The sequence below is a fragment of the Microbacterium oxydans genome (assembly GCF_006540085.1).
In the GTDB taxonomy this organism is placed as follows: Bacteria; Actinomycetota; Actinomycetes; order Actinomycetales; family Microbacteriaceae; genus Microbacterium; species Microbacterium oxydans.
In genome coordinates, this window is sequence record NZ_BJOG01000011.1 from 55,333 (window position 1) to 70,691 (window position 15,359).

Consider the following 15,359-nt stretch of genomic DNA (forward strand, 5'->3'; position numbering starts at 1 on the left):
GGGCCTGCTTGCAGCGCGCGCCTGGCAGGCGCTGTGCCGCGGACCGTTTTTCATCGTGGGATGGGTGTTCCTCGTCCCCGCAGCAGCGATCGCCGTGCTCATGGGGGTCTGTCGGGAAGTTTGTGTGTGAGGGGTTCGGCGTGATCGGTTCGGCTTCGGTCGGACGGGAAGATGAATCACGTCATGAGCACTGAATTGAAGACACCAACTGAGCAATCCGAGACCGTCGATCTGCGAACCGGGGAGATCCTTCCTGCGCCGCCGAATATCACCGCGGTCGCGGAGCAACTCGTGGCCGCCGCTCGTGGTCAAGGGATCGAGCTGACTGGCCCGGACGGGCTGCTGACGGGGCTGACCCGGCAGGTACTGCAGTCCGCGTTGGAGGCGGAGCTGACCGAGCACCTCGGCTACGACCCGGGCGACCGGGTCGGGAAGCAGACGCCGAACAGTCGGAACGGATCCACGCCGAAGACGGTGCGGACCGAGATCGGCGATCTCACGATCCAGGTCCCGAGGGACCGGGCGGGCACGTTCGCGCCGGTGGTGGTGCCCAAGCATCAGCGCCGGATCGCGGGGTTCGACGAGGCGGTGATCTCGCTGTATGCGAAGGGCATGACCACCGGCGATATCGCTAAGCACCTCTCTGACCTCTACGGATCAGACGTCTCTCGTGATCTGGTGTCGACCGTGACGGACAAGGTGCTCGGCGACATGCAGGAATGGCAAGCCCGTCCGCTGGACGTCGTCTATCCCGTGGTTCTGATCGACGCGCTCGTGATCAAGGTCCGCGACGGGCAGGTCGCCAACCGGCCTGTCTACGTCGCTGTCGGCATCGATCTCGAGGGTCACCGTGACGTTCTCGGGTTGTGGATGGGACCGACCGGCGGGGAGGGTGCGAAGCAGTGGATGAACATGCTCACGGAGCTGCGCAACCGTGGTGTCGCCGATGTCTGCATCGTCTGCTGCGACGGACTCAAAGGCCTCCCCGATGCGATCACCGCGATCTGGCCCCTCGCAACGGTGCAGCAGTGTGTCGTGCATCTCGTGCGGAACTCACTTCGATACGCGTCGAAGAAGTACTGGTCCAAGATCACCAGGCAGCTCCGCGAGGTCTATACCGCTCCGACCGTCGCAGCGGCCGAGGCGAGGTTCGCGGAGTTCGCCGAGCAATGGCGGAGCCTGTATCCGGCGATGATCCAGATGTGGGAGAACGCGTGGGGCGAGTTCGTGCCGTTCCTGAAGTTCCCGCCGGAGATCAGACGCCTCATCTATACGACCAATGGGATTGAGTCGCTCAATGCCAGGTTCCGGCAGGCCACGAGACGCCGCGGGCACTTCCCCAACGAGCAGGCGGCGATGAAGGTGCTCTACCTGACGGTGCTCGAGCGGCGCCCGAATCGCACGAACCCGACCGGGCAGATCGCCGGCTGGAAAGCTATCCTGAATACCCTGTCCATCACCTACGGCGACCGCCTAGGAATCAACTAAGCCGAAGCCCCGTACACAAAGGAACGGACAGACCCCCCACCCGGCTCTTCAGGGCCAGTTCTATGTGCGCAGAGCCCTTGATCTGCTCTGTGGTGGAACTGGTTGCACTGCGCTCACGAGGAAGTAAAGGGTGCTCCGCAGATTCCTCCGGAATCCGACCTGCGGCCGTCCTTGACATCCTCTCCGCTGCGCGCAACTGGCGAGTGTCAGCCGATGGCGGGCCATCGGCTGCAAGCCGACACTCCGGAGATCATGAGGACCAACGAGGTCGATCCGGTTACCAGAACGATGGGACCGACCTTCCATCGGCTCGGGAGCCGGCTCATCCGTTACACCCGGTCCGCGGCTGCCGAATGCTTCGATTGTCCGTTGGGACCACCCGCCAATTGATGGAGTAGAACTTTTGACGATCCAAGGTCTGTGCGAGTGGCGCGGCTCCCGTGCGTTCCTGGCGGGCGCGCTCAGCGGATTTAACGCGCGCTCCCCAGTCCGGTTTCGCGGCCCTCCAGCTGCTCCAAACCGTACTCACGTTCAAGGTCAAGGCACAGCCGCTGCGACCTCTTGAGGTCGTTATGAGTCGCTGTTTCGTGCCGTCCTCGCGCACCAGGGACACCGCGCTGTGCAGGTGGTCGTTGCCATTGGTGGAGACACAATGACAAACCGCAACCCATCGGCGCGCAGCTTTGCCACTCGCTTCGCTGAAGCCCATTCGATCGGCAAAGTCTTGAGCGATCGCGCCCACTTCTCGTCGCTCAGCTGCCCTTCCTCGGCACGCGGAGCACCCATCACCCATATCCTTCGGCGGCTGGACGCGCTGTCGATCGTAAAGGTCGCCGACATCATTCCGGCATCGAGCTATAGGTAGCTGCAGATGAGTTCCGGGTCGCACTGGGCGGGGTCGCCAACGGCGGCGGCATTATGGAAGCCGGCTACGGCTGTCCGGAGGGCGGTCAGTTCAGCGATTTGAGTGTCCAAGTCGGCGAGTTCCTTGGCCAGCAACTCCCGAACGTGTTGGCACGGCACTCGGCCGGCGTCTCTCAATTGCAGAATCTCACGGATCTGAGCCAGGGCAAGTCCGGCGGTTCGACCGCGGCGGATGAACTCCAACCGAGTGACCATCTCTTCCGAGTAGTCCCGGTAACCGTTTGGCGCTCTCTCCGCAGTAGGCAGTAACCCACGGTCTTCGTAGAACCTCAACGTCTTGGCCGTCATACCGGCCGCTGCGGCGGCTTCACCGATTCGCATCCGAAATTCACATCCCTTGAGACATCCCCTTGACCTTCCATCTTAGTGGAAGGTTCATGATTATGGAAGAGGCGCACCGAGCGTCGCTCGCCACGACTGAACTGGAGGTTCACCGAATGTCCATCGACTCGGCACGGTTGCCTCGGCCTCTCCCGGGCCAGGCGGTCTTCTTCTTGCCTGGCCTCAGCGGCGCGCTCCCGCTCGGCAGCGGCTGCTGTGCTCTGGCAGCCGACGACGCTGTCTATGACGAGCTGATCAGCTGGCCGGGCATAGCTTCCGCCAGCGTTGATCCGTCCAGCGAAACGGCAACCGTCACTCTCAACCCCGCAATACCCAACCAGCTCGAGTACGCCGCCGACGCGATTCGAGACCTCGGTTTCACGACGGTGGAAATCATTCGGCCGGTCTGACCCTGCCCTGAGAGTAGCCAGAGCGCCGCCATTCACTCAGATAGTAGGAACGACCAGTTGCACGCAATCCCTTGACCTTCCCCCGCAGGGAAAGGTTAAGACTAGAGGAAAGAAACCGATGCGGACTGACTGGCCCGCGTCTCCGACACGATTATCAGAAGGTCCCATGCCTGAAACAACGACACCCGACTACGACCTTGCCGTGATCGGCTCCGGGGGTGGGGCTTTCGCTGCCGCAATCCGGGCCACGAACTTAGGCAAACGGGTGCTGATGGTCGAACGCTCGACCATCGGCGGGACTTGCGTGAACACCGGATGCGTCCCCTCTAAGGCGCTCCTCGCCGCGGCGGAAGCCCGACACGTTGCTGTGGACTCGGGGCGGTTCCCCGGCATTTCGACCGTCGCGGAACCGGTGGACATGGGTGCGTTAATCGGTGGAAAGCGGTCGCTGGTGGAAACGATGCGCTCTGACAAGTACGTCGACCTGATCGGTGAGTACGGCTGGGATCTTCGCCAGGGCACAGCTCGTTTCGACGGCACCGCCGTCGACCCGGTTCTAGAGATCTCGGCCCAGGATGGAAGCCGCTCGTCAGTGCGAGCCGCTCACTACCTCATCGCCACCGGATCCACCCCCTGGGCGCCTGCCATCGACGGCCTCGACGGTGTGGACTACCTGACCTCCACCACAGCGATGGAACTGGATGAAGTTCCCGAATCGTTGCTCGTCTTCGGCGGCGGCTATGTGGCTTTGGAGCAGGCTCAGCTTTTCGCCCGCCTCGGATCCAAAGTAACTCTCCTGGTCCGATCACGGCTCGCCTCACAGGAGGAGCCGGAAGCATCCCGAGCCCTCTCCGGAGTGTTCGCCGATGAGGGTATCCGGGTTGTCCGCCGGGCAACCGTGGCCTCAGTCCGAACCGACAGCAGCAGCGGCGACGTCGTCGCCACCGCCACGGTGTCCGGTGGCAACGAAGAGTTCCGGGCTGCCAAACTGTTGGTTGCCACCGGGCGGCGCCCCGTCACCGAGGGACTGAACCTGGCAGCGGTGGGAGTTCAGCTCGGAGACCGCGGCGAGGTGGTGGTCGATAACCGGCTCACCAGCTCCAACCCCCGCATTTGGGCGGCCGGAGACGTGACCGGACACCCGGAGTTCGTGTATGTGGCCGCGTCGCACGGGTCCCTGATGGTCGAAAACGCGTTCAACAGCGCCGGACGGGAGGTTGACTACCGGCACCTGCCTCGCGTCACGTTCACCAGTCCAACTCTGGCGGCTGTGGGGATGACCGACAAACAAGCCAACGAAGCCGGCATCCGCTGCGAGTGCCGAGTCCTGCCCCTCGAATACGTCCCGAGGGCGCTCGTAAACCGAGACACCCGCGGATTCATCAAAATCGTCGCCGAGGCCGCAACCGGCCGGATCGTCGGCATCACCGCCGTCGGTAAGGAAGCCGGCGACCTGGCCGCCGCTGGTGTCTACATTCTCGAAGCGGGAATGACGGTAGACCAGGTGGCCAACCTGTGGAGCCCTTACCTGACAATGGCCGAGGGCATCAAAATCGCCGCCCAATCCTTCAGAACCGACGTGAGCAAGCTCTCCTGCTGCGCCGCGTGACATCCGATTACACAACCACCAGAAGGAGCATCATAATGAACGACAACAACACGCTTGCGGAACGGCTGACTTCGCCCGAGACCGGTCAAGACGCCTCCCTGTGGCTTCCGCTGCTGAGGCTGCTCGCCCAAGGCGACCCCGTCGACATCCCCACCCTCGCCGCCGCAATCGGTAAAAGCGATGAAGCCGTGCGTTCAGCCCTCGCCGCCGTCCCCGACATCGAGTACGAAGACGGACGGATCATCGGGCAGGGACTGACACTGCGTCCCACCCCGCACCGCTTCGAAGTCAACGGTGAGCAGCTCTACACCTGGTGCGCACTGGACACCCTGATCTTTCCCGCGCTGCTCGGAACATCCGCACGAGTTGAATCGGTGACGCCGGGAACCGGAACCCCCGTGCAGGTGAGCGTCGGTCCAGACGGTGTGAGCACCGTCAACCCCTCGACAGCCGTCGTGTCCCTGGTCAACCCCGAGGACATGACCTCGGTGCGTTCCGCATTCTGCAACCAGGTCCACTACTTCGACTCCGCCGAGGCCGCCAAACCGTGGCTTGACGCCCACCCGGGCGGCGAGATCCTGCCCGTCGCCGAGGCCTACCAGCTCGGCGTTTCCATGGCAAAGACGATGCTCGAAAAAGATGCGAGACGAGGTAGCTCTTCCCCGCTGCCGCTAGCGGATGACAGCTGCTGCTGAACCAACCACCCGGCACCGTCCCTCGAGGACGGTCGGTCTGTAGCCCTTCGGGGCGCAGCGTTTTATGAACAACGAAACCTGACTGCGGAAAGTGACGGACAGTGATGAGTGAACACGTTGATGTGGCCATTTTGGGTATGGGTCCCGGCGGAGAAGTCGCTGCAAGCCGACTACTGAAGGCAGGCCGGAAAGTTGCGGTGATTGAGCGGGAACTGATCGGCGGCGAGTGTGCCTATTGGGCCTGTATCCCATCCAAGACGGTGCTGCGCCCGCCGGAAGCCCGCACTGAGGTTCAGCGGGCAGCCGGTGTGGCTGGTGCTGAACTGGACTGGTCGGCGACCAGCGATTACCGCGACTACATGATCCGCCATCTTGACGATCAGGGGCAGGTGGACGGGTATGCCGGCCAGGGTGCCCTGGTCATCAAAGCCGAAGCGAGGATCACCGGACCTGGGCGCATCCAAGCCGGGGACCGCGAACTGACGGCAGAGCACATCATCATCGCCACCGGCTCTGACGCAGTCATCCCTCCGCTGGACGGGCTCGCGGATATCACCGCCTGGACGAATCGAGAGACGTACACCGCCAAGACTCTGCCGAAACGTGCTGCCATCATCGGCGGCAGCGCGGTGGGCGTGGAGACTGCCACCTTCCTGTCCCGTTTCGGGGTCGCCGTCACCCTCATCCAGCGAGGAAATCGGTTGCTGGAGCGTGAGGAGCCCCGGGTGGGAGAGCTCGCCCTGAAGCACCTGAAGGACGCGGGCGTGGACATCCGCCTCGGTACCACCGCCCGCAGCGGCCACCGCGACAACGACGCAAGCGTCCTTGAGCTGGATGACGGCAGCCGCGTCACGGTCGACGTTGTCATCTTCGCCACCGGCCGCACGCCCCGCAGCAAAGACCTCGGTTTCGAAACGGTCGGCGTCAGCCTGGGCGAGCACGGCCAGGTGCAGGTGGACGAACACTGCCAAGCCGCAGAGAACGTGTGGGCGATCGGCGACGTCACCGGCATCATGCCCTTCACCCACGTCGCCAAATACCAAGGCCGCATCGCCGCCGACGCCATCCTCGGAAACCCCCGACCCGCGACCTACGACGGCATCCCGCGCGTCGTATTCGGTGACCCGGAAATCGCCGCTGCGGGGCTTACGAAACAGCAGGCGGACCAGCAAGGACTCTCGACGGTCGGAACAGAACTTGACCTCGCTAACGCCATCGCCCGCCCCTGGACCTACGAACAAGACCCTCGCGGCTTCCTCGGCCTCCTGGCCGACGCGGACAGTAAGACGCTAGTTGGTGCGTGGGCAGTCGGTCCGATGGCAGGCGAATGGATACACCACGCTTCCCTTGCCATCCGCACAAAGATCCCAATCCACACACTGCGCGACCAGGTCGCCCAGTTCCCGACGTACAACGAGGCGTACCAAGCGGCCCTCGACGATCTCGACGTCTGACCCGATCCGTCACAACGCGTGCTTGAGGGTTCAAGATGAACGCCGCAGAAGAAGCAAGCAAAGATCGTGCCACTGCGTCGTTCTTCCCTGAATTGGCGAACTGGTGCCGATTGGTGACGGGCGCTCGGCAGCTCTGGTGGGGCCGGACGGGGCCGTCGAATTCTTCTGCCCGATGCGCTTTGACGCTCCCGCGTTGGTATTTCCGATCCTTGACCGCCTCCGGGGAGGCCGGCTGAGGGTAGGCCCGGTCGAGTCCCCCGGAACCCGGCTGTCGTGCCGCCGTCACTACCGACAGGCCAGCTCGGTCCTGACCCTGGAATGGTTCGGAGCGTCGGGCAGCGCGCGGATGCACATGGCCTTGAAATGGCTACCGCAGGAACAAGAACAGACCCTGAAGGAAGCCTTCGCCGACGCCGACGGCCCGGCTGTGCAGCACACTGTGGCTACCACCCGCTACCTCAGCGCGGATGCTTCCGATCCGGATGACCTGCGGCGGCTGCTCGAGGCGTCGTATGACTGGGCCGGGGTCGTCCAGTGCTTGCGGGGTTGCTCCGCCACCGGTGGCGAGCGCAAGAAGTAGCGCGGCGATTGCCGCGGCGAGCATCAAACCCGGAAGAAGCAGGATGCTGCGGTGCAGATGTCGCGCATCACGAACCCCGGCAGCCGGAGGCATTAGTCCCCGTGCACTCTGATCGCAGTTTCTCTCAACCTCAGACTGCTCGCCCTGAGCGCTTTCGGCGATCATCTCCTGTAATTGCTGCTTCTGGAGCCCATGTTGTCGTTCCGGTTCAGGCCACGAAAGTGACGTCGGTTGGCAAGATGTCGAGCGAAACTACCGACCTGGCGAGAAGATGCCTGCCGGTTAGGGAAGCGTTTCATCCAGGAACGTTCTGAGGGCTTCGATCTCCATCGGCTTACCATCAGCCCGGCCGAGAACTTCGCCGTCAGGGGCAACAACGACCGTCGAATCGAGGGAAACGATGTTGTATCGTTGCGTCAGCTCGCCCGTCTTGTCCACGACGTACGGGTGGTCGGGGAAGCCTGCCGGCTCGCGGAAGCCGTCGACCTCGGCTTTGGTGTTTTCCGGCGTAACATCGACGGCAATGAATTGCGCCCGGTCGGCGTATTCGTCTTCCAACTCATTCATCGCGGCGGCCTGCGGGATACAGGTGTAGCACCAACTCGCCATGAAGTAGAGAACCGTCGGACGCTCAGCCGGCACCGTCACCGCCTCATCGTCCACGGAGACGACTTCGATCCTGTCCACACTGTTCCCGCCGGAAGACCCATCAGCAGCACCGCGGTTCAGTGCGGTCATGGCCAGAATCAGTATGAGGGCCACGGCGACGATGAGGACAGTGATGATGGATATGCGCCGTCGGGTCAACGTTGTTGTCATGAGGTTCCTTGCTCGAAGTGCTTTACGGAATCCGGAGTTGCAGGGTCGGGGCTACAGCACGATTCCGCGCCGTTGTTCTCATAGGCTGGGTTGTTATCCGCCTGTGCGATCCCGTCGCCCTGTTTCCTCTCGTCGGTGCCCCGGGTCTTGGCTTTATCGGGGCGCAACCAGGACAGAGTGGCAGCGGCAAGAACGGCCAGCACAACTGCCACTGTGATTAACAACCAATAGTCCGTGATGAAGCCAGACAGGCTCACGCTCGCTGCGGTTATCGCCGAGCTCAGGATCCCGCCAGCCTGCCCTCCGCTCAGCGCGGGAATCCAGTAGAGCAGCAGATAGATCCCGGCCAGGACAAGAGCCGCCCCACCGAGACGATTGATGAATGGCAGCAATCGGCGGACATGGTTTGCTAAAGCATCACGGGCTACCGCAGCTCCCAGGGACAGGAGGACCAGCACCACCGAAGAGCCCAGCGCGTAGGCAGCGAACACCGCCAGCAGCCCGACCAGGCTTCCTGCGGATACCGCCTGGGCGACTACGGCCAGCAGAAGCGCCAGACTGCACGAAAGCGCAGCAACCGCGTAGGCGACACCGTATGCGAACACAGCTTTCAAACCTGAGCCGGTTTCGCCCGTCGTTTTGAGGAACCGGTTCAAATTCAGCCGTGTCCGCGGCATCTGACGGCCAACCAGCATTCCGAGACCCGCCACCGCGATGACGGCACCGATCACTACTGCGGCCCATGGTAATGCGGAAGCCACGAACCGCAGTCCTACGGCAGCCAGCAGTCCAGCCGTAACAAAAACGGCTGCGAAACCGGCGCTAAGCGCAACTCCCGCTCGAAGGCCCGCCAGCAATGGGCGCTTCCGTCCGCTCTCCGGCCCGGAGCCGATAAAGTACGCAAGATATGTCGGCAGCATCGCGAACCCGCACGGGTTCACGGTCGCGAGCATCCCGGTCAAGAAGGCCAGCCCTAGCGCCCCAGTCATGCGTCCGATCCTGATTCGCGGGAAGCCGGCGTAGTGGTCGTTGCACGCGGGGCGCAGCAGTCGCCTGCTGTCGACGTGCCGGTTTCGAGCGGAGCCGACTGAGCATCATTTTTGGGGATATCGGTAGATGCCCGTGCGCGGGTGCGCCGGTAGACGGTGTAGACGACGGCACCCACCACCACCAGGGCACCGATGGCCAGAACGACAGGATTACTGAGCACTCCCCCAGCCAAAGCGAGGCCGCCGCCAGCGATCAGCGCTGGCCCTGCACAACAACCAACAGCGAGAGCCATCACGCCGATAGCAACCAGGACCCCGCCGGCACCCGGCCTAGGGCTCGAAGGACGTTCAGACATGAAGATCTCCTAAAAGGGGAAGCCCCGGACAAGACCGGGACACGTGGTAGTGGTCATTAGGGTTATGCGGCGATGTCCCGGGTGTCGGAAGGATCAGCCCGTCCGACGTCGTGCGGTCTTTCAGCCCGGCCCACCGGAAGACAGCAATCGTCCTGCGGCTCCGCTGTGCTCCTGCCTCGGCTAACAACTCGTGCAGCCACAAGCACGCCGACCAGCACTGCCAGCACAACCGCACCAGCGACCCATGGGTTGGCCAGCAGCGCACCGGTCGCCCCAAAGGCTCCGAAAGCGATCAGCAGCGGCAGACCACAACAAGCCAGGTGCAGCAGAAAGACAATGGCCGGAGCCCGGCTGGGCTCAGCGTTTTGAGGATTGTGTGACGCATTCATCAAATACGCTCCAGAAGGTGCAGTGGCAGGGGCTGTGAGCCGAACGGGACCGGGACGCCCGGCCCTTAGCAGTGTCGACCTTTCCCTATAGGTCAAGGTCAAGCCGCTAAGCCTCTCCCCGGCTTCTTTAGGGGGGAGTTCCCAGCTAGCTGGGCGCTCGGCTGTGGCAGTTTTCGACGCCGGGCGGACGCGGGCGACACCACCGGAACAGCGGCCAGCATCGACACCGGCCTCGTAATCCACGGCGGGTAGGGTTCCCAACCTCGACAGCTGCATCTGGACGCTGCGGGTGTCGCCAGCGGTCCACGCGGTGTGACTGTCGCCGCCTATTTGCAAAGCACCACCAACCCCGCCGTGTTCGCCGCCGGCGACGCCGCGAACACGATTGGCCGTCCGCTCACGCCCCGTTGCCGTGTTCGAAGGCAAAGTCGCTGCGCCCAACATGATCAAGGGCACCACTACCGCGCCCGACCAAACGGGCGTGCCACCACCGTGTTCGCCATCCCTGAGCTCGACCGCGTAGGTCTTCTCGAGCACGAAGCCGCTTACGTGGGACACGAAATCGCCGTCCGGTCCTCCGACACCAGCGACTGGTACTCCACCTACCGGGTAGCCGAAACCACCGCCGCAGCAAAGATCATCATTGACCCCGCATCGGACCAGATCCTCGGCGCACACCTCCTAGGCCCCGGCTACTCCGAACTCATCAACACCTTTGGCCTCGCCATCAAACTCGGCCTCACCACCCGCCAACTCAAATCCGTTACCACCACTTATCCCTCCCTTGGCTCGGACCTCGGATCCCTGCTGTAGAACACCGCGAAATCGATCGCTGTTGCGGGCGAGATAACCTTCCATGGTTGGTCTCTGCTGAAGACGCAATCCAGCTCCGTTTCAAGGCACGCCCGGTCCTTTTGACTGGCCAGGATTACGTTTTCCACAGGGAAACGAGGTTGAATCGGGCCTGGCCTATACGCGGCATCGGCTGGCTGGGCTTGGACTGCCGGCTACCGATTACCGAGGAGATATTGACGCGATGAGCTCGAATGAACGTTGACGCGGCCACCCAATGCTCATGCTGTGGCAGAACGATGCCGCGGGTCAAGCTGCATGAGTTGCGCGACGGAGCGGCCTACCTGTGTCGCCGATGTGGCCTGTGGATCGCCGTGCGGCTGCGCAACGACAGCGTTCGCTAACGCGCGCTGGCGCGGCTGGACGCCTGAGTAGGTCTATTGCTGGTCGTAGGGAGCAGATGCCTGGAGCGTAGTCGCGCCGTGCTGGCGCTCACTAGCTGACATTTCTGGCTGAGCCATAGCGCGGCGCACGGACGCGGAGCTGACCTGGAGGGTCTTAGCGATCGTTTCCCACGTCGCCGGCGGGTTCTGAGCGCGCATCTGCCGAGCGACCTCGACCCGCTCAGCGCTCATCACCGTCGGCCTCCCACCGACGCGACCCTGGGCGCGTGCGTACTCTAAACCCAGCCGGGTGTTCTCCCGAATCGTGTCCACGCGCAGTTGTGCGAACACGGCGACGATGCCGAACAGGGCACGGCCCATCGGGGTCGTGGTGTCGATCACCGGTTCGGTGAGGCTCTTGATATCGACGCCCTTGTCCTCCAGCTCGTGCAGCGTCTCGATCAGGATGCGCTCGGTCCCGCCGAGCCGATCGAGGCGACGCACCAACAGCACATCGCCGGCACGGAGGTAGTCCATGCACGCCACCCACTGCGGGCGATCCTTGACCCGGCTGGAGTCGCCGTGGTCGACGAACACACGCTCCGCTCCTGCGGCATGCAGCTCGGCCTCCTGTGCCTTCGGGTTCTGCTCACGCTTGGAGACTCGGGCATATCCGACGACGGTCATAGGTCCCTCCCCTGTTCCGCTTCTCGGCCGGGTGTCGTTGGCCGGCGCGAGCGGCCCGTCGACGTCGACGGTGCAGAGCGTCCCGGCGCGACGCTGCTGCTCAGATTGGCGAACGCGCGCAGCTGCTCCATCCGTTCCGGAGTGAGCCGGCCTCCCGCGGCGGGCTGCACGATGCGGTCGAAGATCCCGCGCAGTTCGGTGAAGTCCTGCCGTTCCATCGCGGCACGTGACGCCTGGTCGTTCTCCGCCCCGGTGACTCGGTTCCAGTCGAGGTCGAATCCGGCGCCGGCGGCGATCTGCGTCCAAAAGATCCGTTGCGTGCGGCCGTTGCCCTCCCGGAACGGGTGCAGGTAGTTCACCTGGTCGTAGTGGTGCGCCAGGCGATCTACGAACCGGTCACGGTCCAGGCCGTGCAGCTGGTGCTCGTCCGCGAGCTCCGCGAACGCGAACCCGGCGCCGGACTCCAGTCGGGACACCGGCATGAAGAACTCCGCGCCCGGGTCGGTGCCCTTGCGGATGTCGACGGTGCGCAGCTGGCCGGCCCAGTCGTAGACGTCCTGGAAGAGCTGCCGGTGGATTGCCTGGAGCTGTCGGAGATCTCCGGTGACTTTCACCGGGCGGGTGATCAGCTCGGCCCGTCGCCACTCGGTCAGTTCCGCTTCGGCGCGATCCAGCGTGGCGCGGTCGGTCAGGCCGAGCCGGTTGCGGAGGATGCCCGATTCGGGCTCGAGGTACGGGTCGACGAAATCAGGCAAGGCCCCAGCGGGCCCGTGTACGGCGTCCCAGCTCGTCGACGTCGAACTCCCCCGCTGCGTAGGCGGCCGCGTCGGCGCGGTACTCAGCGCCGGCGGTGAGGCCTTCCATCGCGGAGCTGTGGGCGGCGTCGGCCACGACGCGCTCGCGCAGCTCACGCTCGGCCGCGGAAATGGTGCTGACGGTCTTGACGCTCATGGTGGCCTCCCTCATTGCTTCTAGTCTAACCGACTTGCTCAAAAACCTATAGTAGGGGTTTTGCACAGAATGGGGTTTTGACAAGGGTTTTGAGCACCGGAGTGTGGCTTTCGCCTCTATATGGCGGTGTTCTGGTGGCACTCTGTGGCGGCCGCGTCGGGTGGTGATGACGATGATGACGGTGCGCTATGACGTTGTTGGTGATGGTGCGAAACTGGTCTACAAGACTGGTTTCGGCCCGGAGATTAGACAGATACCGAGGTTCGGGCGCGTCGGGTCTCGCCGCGGCCGGGGCGGAGCATGCGCAGGCCGTTGAGGATGATCAGCGCCGCGCTGCCCTCGTTGAGGAGCAGGCCGGTGGTCAGGGACATCCAGCCGGCGAGGGCGGCGACGATCAGGACGGCCACGACGGTCAGGCTCAGGACGATGTTGATCTTGATGTTGTTCCGAGCGCGGCGCGAGAGTCGGATGGCGGCCGGGAGCCGGTCGAGCTCGTCGGCCATGAGGGCGACATCGGCGGTCTCTAGGGCGACGTCGGTGCTGGCGGCACCCATGGCGATGGCGAGGTCGGCGTTGGCCAGGGCGGGGGCGTCGTTGACGCCGTCGCCCTGGCCAACGCGATCACGCCGTGTTTCTCGCGCAGCTCACGGATTGCGGCGGATTTGTCCTCGGGGAGCAACTCGGCGCGGTAGTCGTCTAGCCCCAGGGCCTGCGCGGTGGATCTGGCGACGGTGGCGTTGTCGCCGGTGAGCATCAGGACCCGCTCGACTCCGAGGTCGCGCAGCTCGGTAAGGGTGCTTTCGGCGTCGGGGCGCAGCTGGTCGGCCACCGCCACGACGGCCAAGGGTCGGGTGTCGTCGCGAAGAACCACGGCCGTGCATCCTTCCGCCTCGGCGTGCGCCAGCGCCGGGCCTGCGGTGATGGGGCCGGGGACGGCTCCGAGGGGGCGGCCAAGGGCGGCGGCGTGTCCGGCGGTGTTCAGGGAGCCTGAGCGCCACCCGGCTTCGACGACGATGGTGGCGCGGGAGAGGGCGGCCAGGATCCGGTTGCGGGCGAGGAAGCGCCATTTGGTGGGGGCGGCTCCGACCGGCATCTCGCTGATGACCGCGCCCTTGACGGCGATCCGGGTGAACAGCTCGTTGTGTCCGGCGGGGTAGGCCCGATCGACGCCTCCGGCGAGCGCGGCGATGGTGGGGAGATCTGCCCCGAGTGCGGCCCTGTGGGCGCTTCCGTCGATGCCGTATGCCCCGCCAGAAACGATCGTGACGTCGTGGGTGCGGAGATCGTCGACCAGCTCGCGGGCGGCGTACTCGCCGTATCCGGTGCTGGCGCGTGCGCCGGTGATGGTGATGGGGGTGGATGCGGCGAGCCCGGCAGCGTTTCCGCGGACGTAGAGGGCGACGGGGCGCTGGGTGCCGAGGCTGGCGAGCGCGGGGATGGTGTCGGGGTCGACGAGGGTGATGCCCTCGCGCTCGGCGGCGGCGAGGTTTTCGCTGATCGTTCGGGAGTTGATCCGGGGCGTCCAGCGGGCGAGTGCTTCCTGGGCCTCAGCTGCACTGAGTCCTGCGTCCACGAGGGTCGCGTGCCGGTCTCCGCTCGAGGTGATCGTGTCGAAGGCGGCGATGGGGCCGAGGGCTTCGATGAGCGCTCCGGCGACGCCGTCACCCGGCTCGATGAACGTGGTGAACGCGGCGCGAGCTGCGAGAGTGTCGGTGACCGTTGTGGCGGTGGTGGTGCTCATGATGTCCTCCAGTGGAATGTGTAACCTGACATCACTAAATATACGCACTGCCTCTGACATTGTCAACTAGGTTGGGCTAACGATTTCTCCGGGCATGAGAACGGGCGACCTACGGCGAGCGCGTGGAGCGCTGTTCGTAGGTCGCCCGGGTGTCGGCGGGGCGGGTGTCAGGTGAGCCGCGCCGACGTGGAGTGCAGCTCGTCGATGAGCCGGGAGGGGATCGTGTCGAGATAGGCGATCCGGGTGGTGCCGCCCTCGGAGTACTCGACGAACAAGCTCCCCCCGCGCGGCCTGTTGTCGATGAGCACGGCTGGACGCGCAACCCCGTCTGAACCGGCGTAGACGACCGCCTGGCGGCGCTCATGGCTCCCCCGGCGTGGAGGGCTCAGCGGTGCGGAGCGCGTCGTCGCAGGCCGCACAGAGTTCCGTACGGGTGTGCTTCGGATCGGAGGTGTCGAGGGTAGTCGCGATGTAGATCGCGGCGGTCGTCGTGCCGCACTCGGCGCACACCAGCGGCCCCGCATCCTCGGCGGCGCGGGCGGCCCGCTCGGCGCGGAGGGCGCGGGCGGCGCGGGGAGTCATCTGCCCCGTGGTGACGGCTTCCCAGAGGTCGGCGGGCCAGCCATCGGGGATCGGTGCGGGCGGGGTGGCGGAGATGTCGATGTGGCGGTGGCGGGCGATGATCACCCGCGTGGTGGTGGCGCTCATGGCGTTCCTTCCGGGGTGGGGGAGCGGCGGGTTTCCCCGCCGCTCCCAGATGGTTAGCGGCGG

The 15,359-nt window shown here is 64.7% G+C and carries 20 protein-coding genes; 8 read left to right on the forward strand and 12 right to left on the reverse strand.

The genetic code is table 11. The features are described 5' to 3' along the window. Positions 1-183 precede the first annotated feature (183 nt). Positions 184-1,488 (forward strand): IS256 family transposase, encoded by a 1,305-nt coding sequence (locus tag MOX01_RS18885; RefSeq protein WP_211368789.1) that lies wholly within the window; start codon positions 184-186, stop codon positions 1,486-1,488. Positions 1,489-2,140: 652 nt separating this feature from the next. Beyond that, positions 2,141-2,353, forward strand: a complete 213-nt coding sequence (locus MOX01_RS19550) for a hypothetical protein (RefSeq protein WP_151485330.1) — start codon at positions 2,141-2,143, stop codon at positions 2,351-2,353. On the opposite strand, the gene MOX01_RS18890 is transcribed toward MOX01_RS19550, so the two are convergent. Next, the gene (locus tag MOX01_RS18890) at positions 2,344-2,733 is read right to left on the reverse strand and encodes a heavy metal-responsive transcriptional regulator (protein WP_141371156.1); all 390 of its coding nucleotides are present in this window, start codon (positions 2,731-2,733) and stop codon (positions 2,344-2,346) included. The two genes, MOX01_RS19550 and MOX01_RS18890, sit on opposite strands and share 10 nt — an antisense overlap. Before the next feature lie 56 nt (positions 2,734-2,789). On the opposite strand from MOX01_RS18890, the gene MOX01_RS18895 reads away from it, so the two are divergent. From MOX01_RS18895 to MOX01_RS19270, 5 genes are all read left to right on the forward strand, one after another. After that, positions 2,790-3,143, forward strand: a complete 354-nt coding sequence (locus MOX01_RS18895; RefSeq protein WP_151485331.1) for a heavy-metal-associated domain-containing protein — start codon at positions 2,790-2,792, stop codon at positions 3,141-3,143. A gap of 166 nt (positions 3,144-3,309) precedes the next feature. After that, the gene (gene merA / locus MOX01_RS18900; RefSeq protein ID WP_141371159.1) at positions 3,310-4,752 is read left to right on the forward strand and encodes a mercury(II) reductase; all 1,443 of its coding nucleotides are present in this window, start codon (positions 3,310-3,312) and stop codon (positions 4,750-4,752) included. Positions 4,753-4,787: 35 nt separating this feature from the next. Next, positions 4,788-5,447: an organomercurial lyase MerB gene (gene merB / locus MOX01_RS18905; protein ID WP_141371161.1), complete on the forward strand. Its 660-nt coding sequence runs from the start codon at positions 4,788-4,790 to the stop codon at positions 5,445-5,447. 104 nt (positions 5,448-5,551) lie between these two features. After that, positions 5,552-6,901: a dihydrolipoyl dehydrogenase family protein gene (locus tag MOX01_RS18910; protein WP_141371163.1), complete on the forward strand. Its 1,350-nt coding sequence runs from the start codon at positions 5,552-5,554 to the stop codon at positions 6,899-6,901. A gap of 103 nt (positions 6,902-7,004) precedes the next feature. After that, positions 7,005-7,481, forward strand: a complete 477-nt coding sequence (locus MOX01_RS19270; protein ID WP_174799805.1) for a hypothetical protein — start codon at positions 7,005-7,007, stop codon at positions 7,479-7,481. A gap of 282 nt (positions 7,482-7,763) precedes the next feature. Here the strand turns inward: MOX01_RS19270 and MOX01_RS18920 are convergent, their stop codons facing one another. From MOX01_RS18920 to merT (MOX01_RS19605), 4 genes are all read right to left on the reverse strand, one after another. After that, complete coding sequence (locus tag MOX01_RS18920) at positions 7,764-8,300, reverse strand: TlpA family protein disulfide reductase (protein ID WP_141371165.1); 537 nt, start codon at positions 8,298-8,300, stop codon at positions 7,764-7,766. Then, positions 8,297-9,289, reverse strand: coding sequence for a cytochrome c biogenesis CcdA family protein (locus MOX01_RS18925; protein WP_141371167.1), 993 nt, complete (start codon positions 9,287-9,289; stop codon positions 8,297-8,299). Before MOX01_RS18925 ends, MOX01_RS18920 begins: the two co-directional genes overlap by 4 nt. Continuing rightward, a complete protein-coding gene (gene merT / locus MOX01_RS19600; protein WP_503826186.1) occupies positions 9,286-9,645 on the reverse strand; it encodes a mercuric ion transporter MerT in 360 nt (119 codons plus the stop codon). Before merT (MOX01_RS19600) ends, MOX01_RS18925 begins: the two co-directional genes overlap by 4 nt. A gap of 62 nt (positions 9,646-9,707) precedes the next feature. Beyond that, positions 9,708-10,310: a mercuric ion transporter MerT gene (gene merT, locus MOX01_RS19605; protein WP_503826187.1), complete on the reverse strand. Its 603-nt coding sequence runs from the start codon at positions 10,308-10,310 to the stop codon at positions 9,708-9,710. 36 nt (positions 10,311-10,346) lie between these two features. Between merT (MOX01_RS19605) and MOX01_RS18935 the strand changes: the two genes are divergently transcribed. Next, positions 10,347-10,847: an oxidoreductase dimerization domain-containing protein gene (locus MOX01_RS18935; RefSeq protein ID WP_230977995.1), complete on the forward strand. Its 501-nt coding sequence runs from the start codon at positions 10,347-10,349 to the stop codon at positions 10,845-10,847. A 416-nt stretch (positions 10,848-11,263) separates the two neighbouring features. Here MOX01_RS18935 and MOX01_RS18940 read toward each other — a convergent pair whose 3' ends face one another. From MOX01_RS18940 to MOX01_RS18965, 7 genes are all read right to left on the reverse strand, one after another. Further along, entirely contained in the window at positions 11,264-11,896 is a 633-nt protein-coding gene (locus MOX01_RS18940; protein WP_141371171.1) for a recombinase family protein, read from the reverse strand. Further along, positions 11,893-12,651 (reverse strand): Fic/DOC family protein, encoded by a 759-nt coding sequence (locus MOX01_RS18945; RefSeq protein ID WP_141371173.1) that lies wholly within the window; start codon positions 12,649-12,651, stop codon positions 11,893-11,895. The genes MOX01_RS18940 and MOX01_RS18945 overlap by 4 nt, the downstream gene beginning before the upstream one ends. After that, positions 12,644-12,847, reverse strand: a complete 204-nt coding sequence (locus tag MOX01_RS18950) for an antitoxin VbhA family protein (RefSeq protein WP_141371175.1) — start codon at positions 12,845-12,847, stop codon at positions 12,644-12,646. The genes MOX01_RS18945 and MOX01_RS18950 overlap by 8 nt, the downstream gene beginning before the upstream one ends. 245 nt (positions 12,848-13,092) lie before the next feature. After that, complete coding sequence (locus MOX01_RS18955) at positions 13,093-13,401, reverse strand: hypothetical protein (protein WP_141371177.1); 309 nt, start codon at positions 13,399-13,401, stop codon at positions 13,093-13,095. Further along, positions 13,371-14,588 carry a DNA-processing protein DprA gene (locus tag MOX01_RS18960; RefSeq protein ID WP_170224321.1) on the reverse strand — a complete coding sequence of 406 codons (1,218 nt, stop codon included), beginning with the start codon at positions 14,586-14,588 and terminating at the stop codon, positions 13,371-13,373. The genes MOX01_RS18955 and MOX01_RS18960 overlap by 31 nt, the downstream gene beginning before the upstream one ends. 167 nt (positions 14,589-14,755) lie before the next feature. Beyond that, a complete protein-coding gene (locus MOX01_RS19240; RefSeq protein ID WP_170224322.1) occupies positions 14,756-14,896 on the reverse strand; it encodes a hypothetical protein in 141 nt (46 codons plus the stop codon). 52 nt (positions 14,897-14,948) lie between these two features. Beyond that, the coding region (locus MOX01_RS18965) for a hypothetical protein (RefSeq protein ID WP_218028597.1) at positions 14,949-15,359 on the reverse strand (411 nt) is incomplete at its 5' end.

Bases quoted from the DNA above. Each gene is read 5' to 3' on its own strand.
- MOX01_RS18885 (WP_211368789.1), top strand. From the start codon at position 184: ATGAGCACTGAATTGAAGACACCAACTGAGCAATCCGAGACCGTCGAT.
- MOX01_RS19550 (WP_151485330.1), top strand. From the start codon at position 2,141: ATGACAAACCGCAACCCATCGGCGCGCAGCTTTGCCACTCGCTTCGCT.
- MOX01_RS18890 (WP_141371156.1), bottom strand. From the start codon at position 2,733: ATGCGAATCGGTGAAGCCGCCGCAGCGGCCGGTATGACGGCCAAGACG.
- MOX01_RS18895 (WP_151485331.1), top strand. From the start codon at position 2,790: ATGATTATGGAAGAGGCGCACCGAGCGTCGCTCGCCACGACTGAACTG.
- merA (WP_141371159.1), top strand. From the start codon at position 3,310: ATGCCTGAAACAACGACACCCGACTACGACCTTGCCGTGATCGGCTCC.
- merB (WP_141371161.1), top strand. From the start codon at position 4,788: ATGAACGACAACAACACGCTTGCGGAACGGCTGACTTCGCCCGAGACC.
- MOX01_RS18910 (WP_141371163.1), top strand. From the start codon at position 5,552: ATGAGTGAACACGTTGATGTGGCCATTTTGGGTATGGGTCCCGGCGGA.
- MOX01_RS18920 (WP_141371165.1), bottom strand. From the start codon at position 8,300: ATGACAACAACGTTGACCCGACGGCGCATATCCATCATCACTGTCCTC.
- MOX01_RS18925 (WP_141371167.1), bottom strand. From the start codon at position 9,289: ATGACTGGGGCGCTAGGGCTGGCCTTCTTGACCGGGATGCTCGCGACC.
- merT (WP_503826186.1), bottom strand. From the start codon at position 9,645: ATGTCTGAACGTCCTTCGAGCCCTAGGCCGGGTGCCGGCGGGGTCCTG.
- merT (WP_503826187.1), bottom strand. From the start codon at position 10,310: ATGCAGCTGTCGAGGTTGGGAACCCTACCCGCCGTGGATTACGAGGCC.
- MOX01_RS18940 (WP_141371171.1), bottom strand. From the start codon at position 11,896: ATGACCGTCGTCGGATATGCCCGAGTCTCCAAGCGTGAGCAGAACCCG.
- MOX01_RS18950 (WP_141371175.1), bottom strand. From the start codon at position 12,847: ATGAGCGTCAAGACCGTCAGCACCATTTCCGCGGCCGAGCGTGAGCTG.
- MOX01_RS18955 (WP_141371177.1), bottom strand. From the start codon at position 13,401: ATGGGTGCCGCCAGCACCGACGTCGCCCTAGAGACCGCCGATGTCGCC.
- MOX01_RS18960 (WP_170224321.1), bottom strand. From the start codon at position 14,588: ATGAGCACCACCACCGCCACAACGGTCACCGACACTCTCGCAGCTCGC.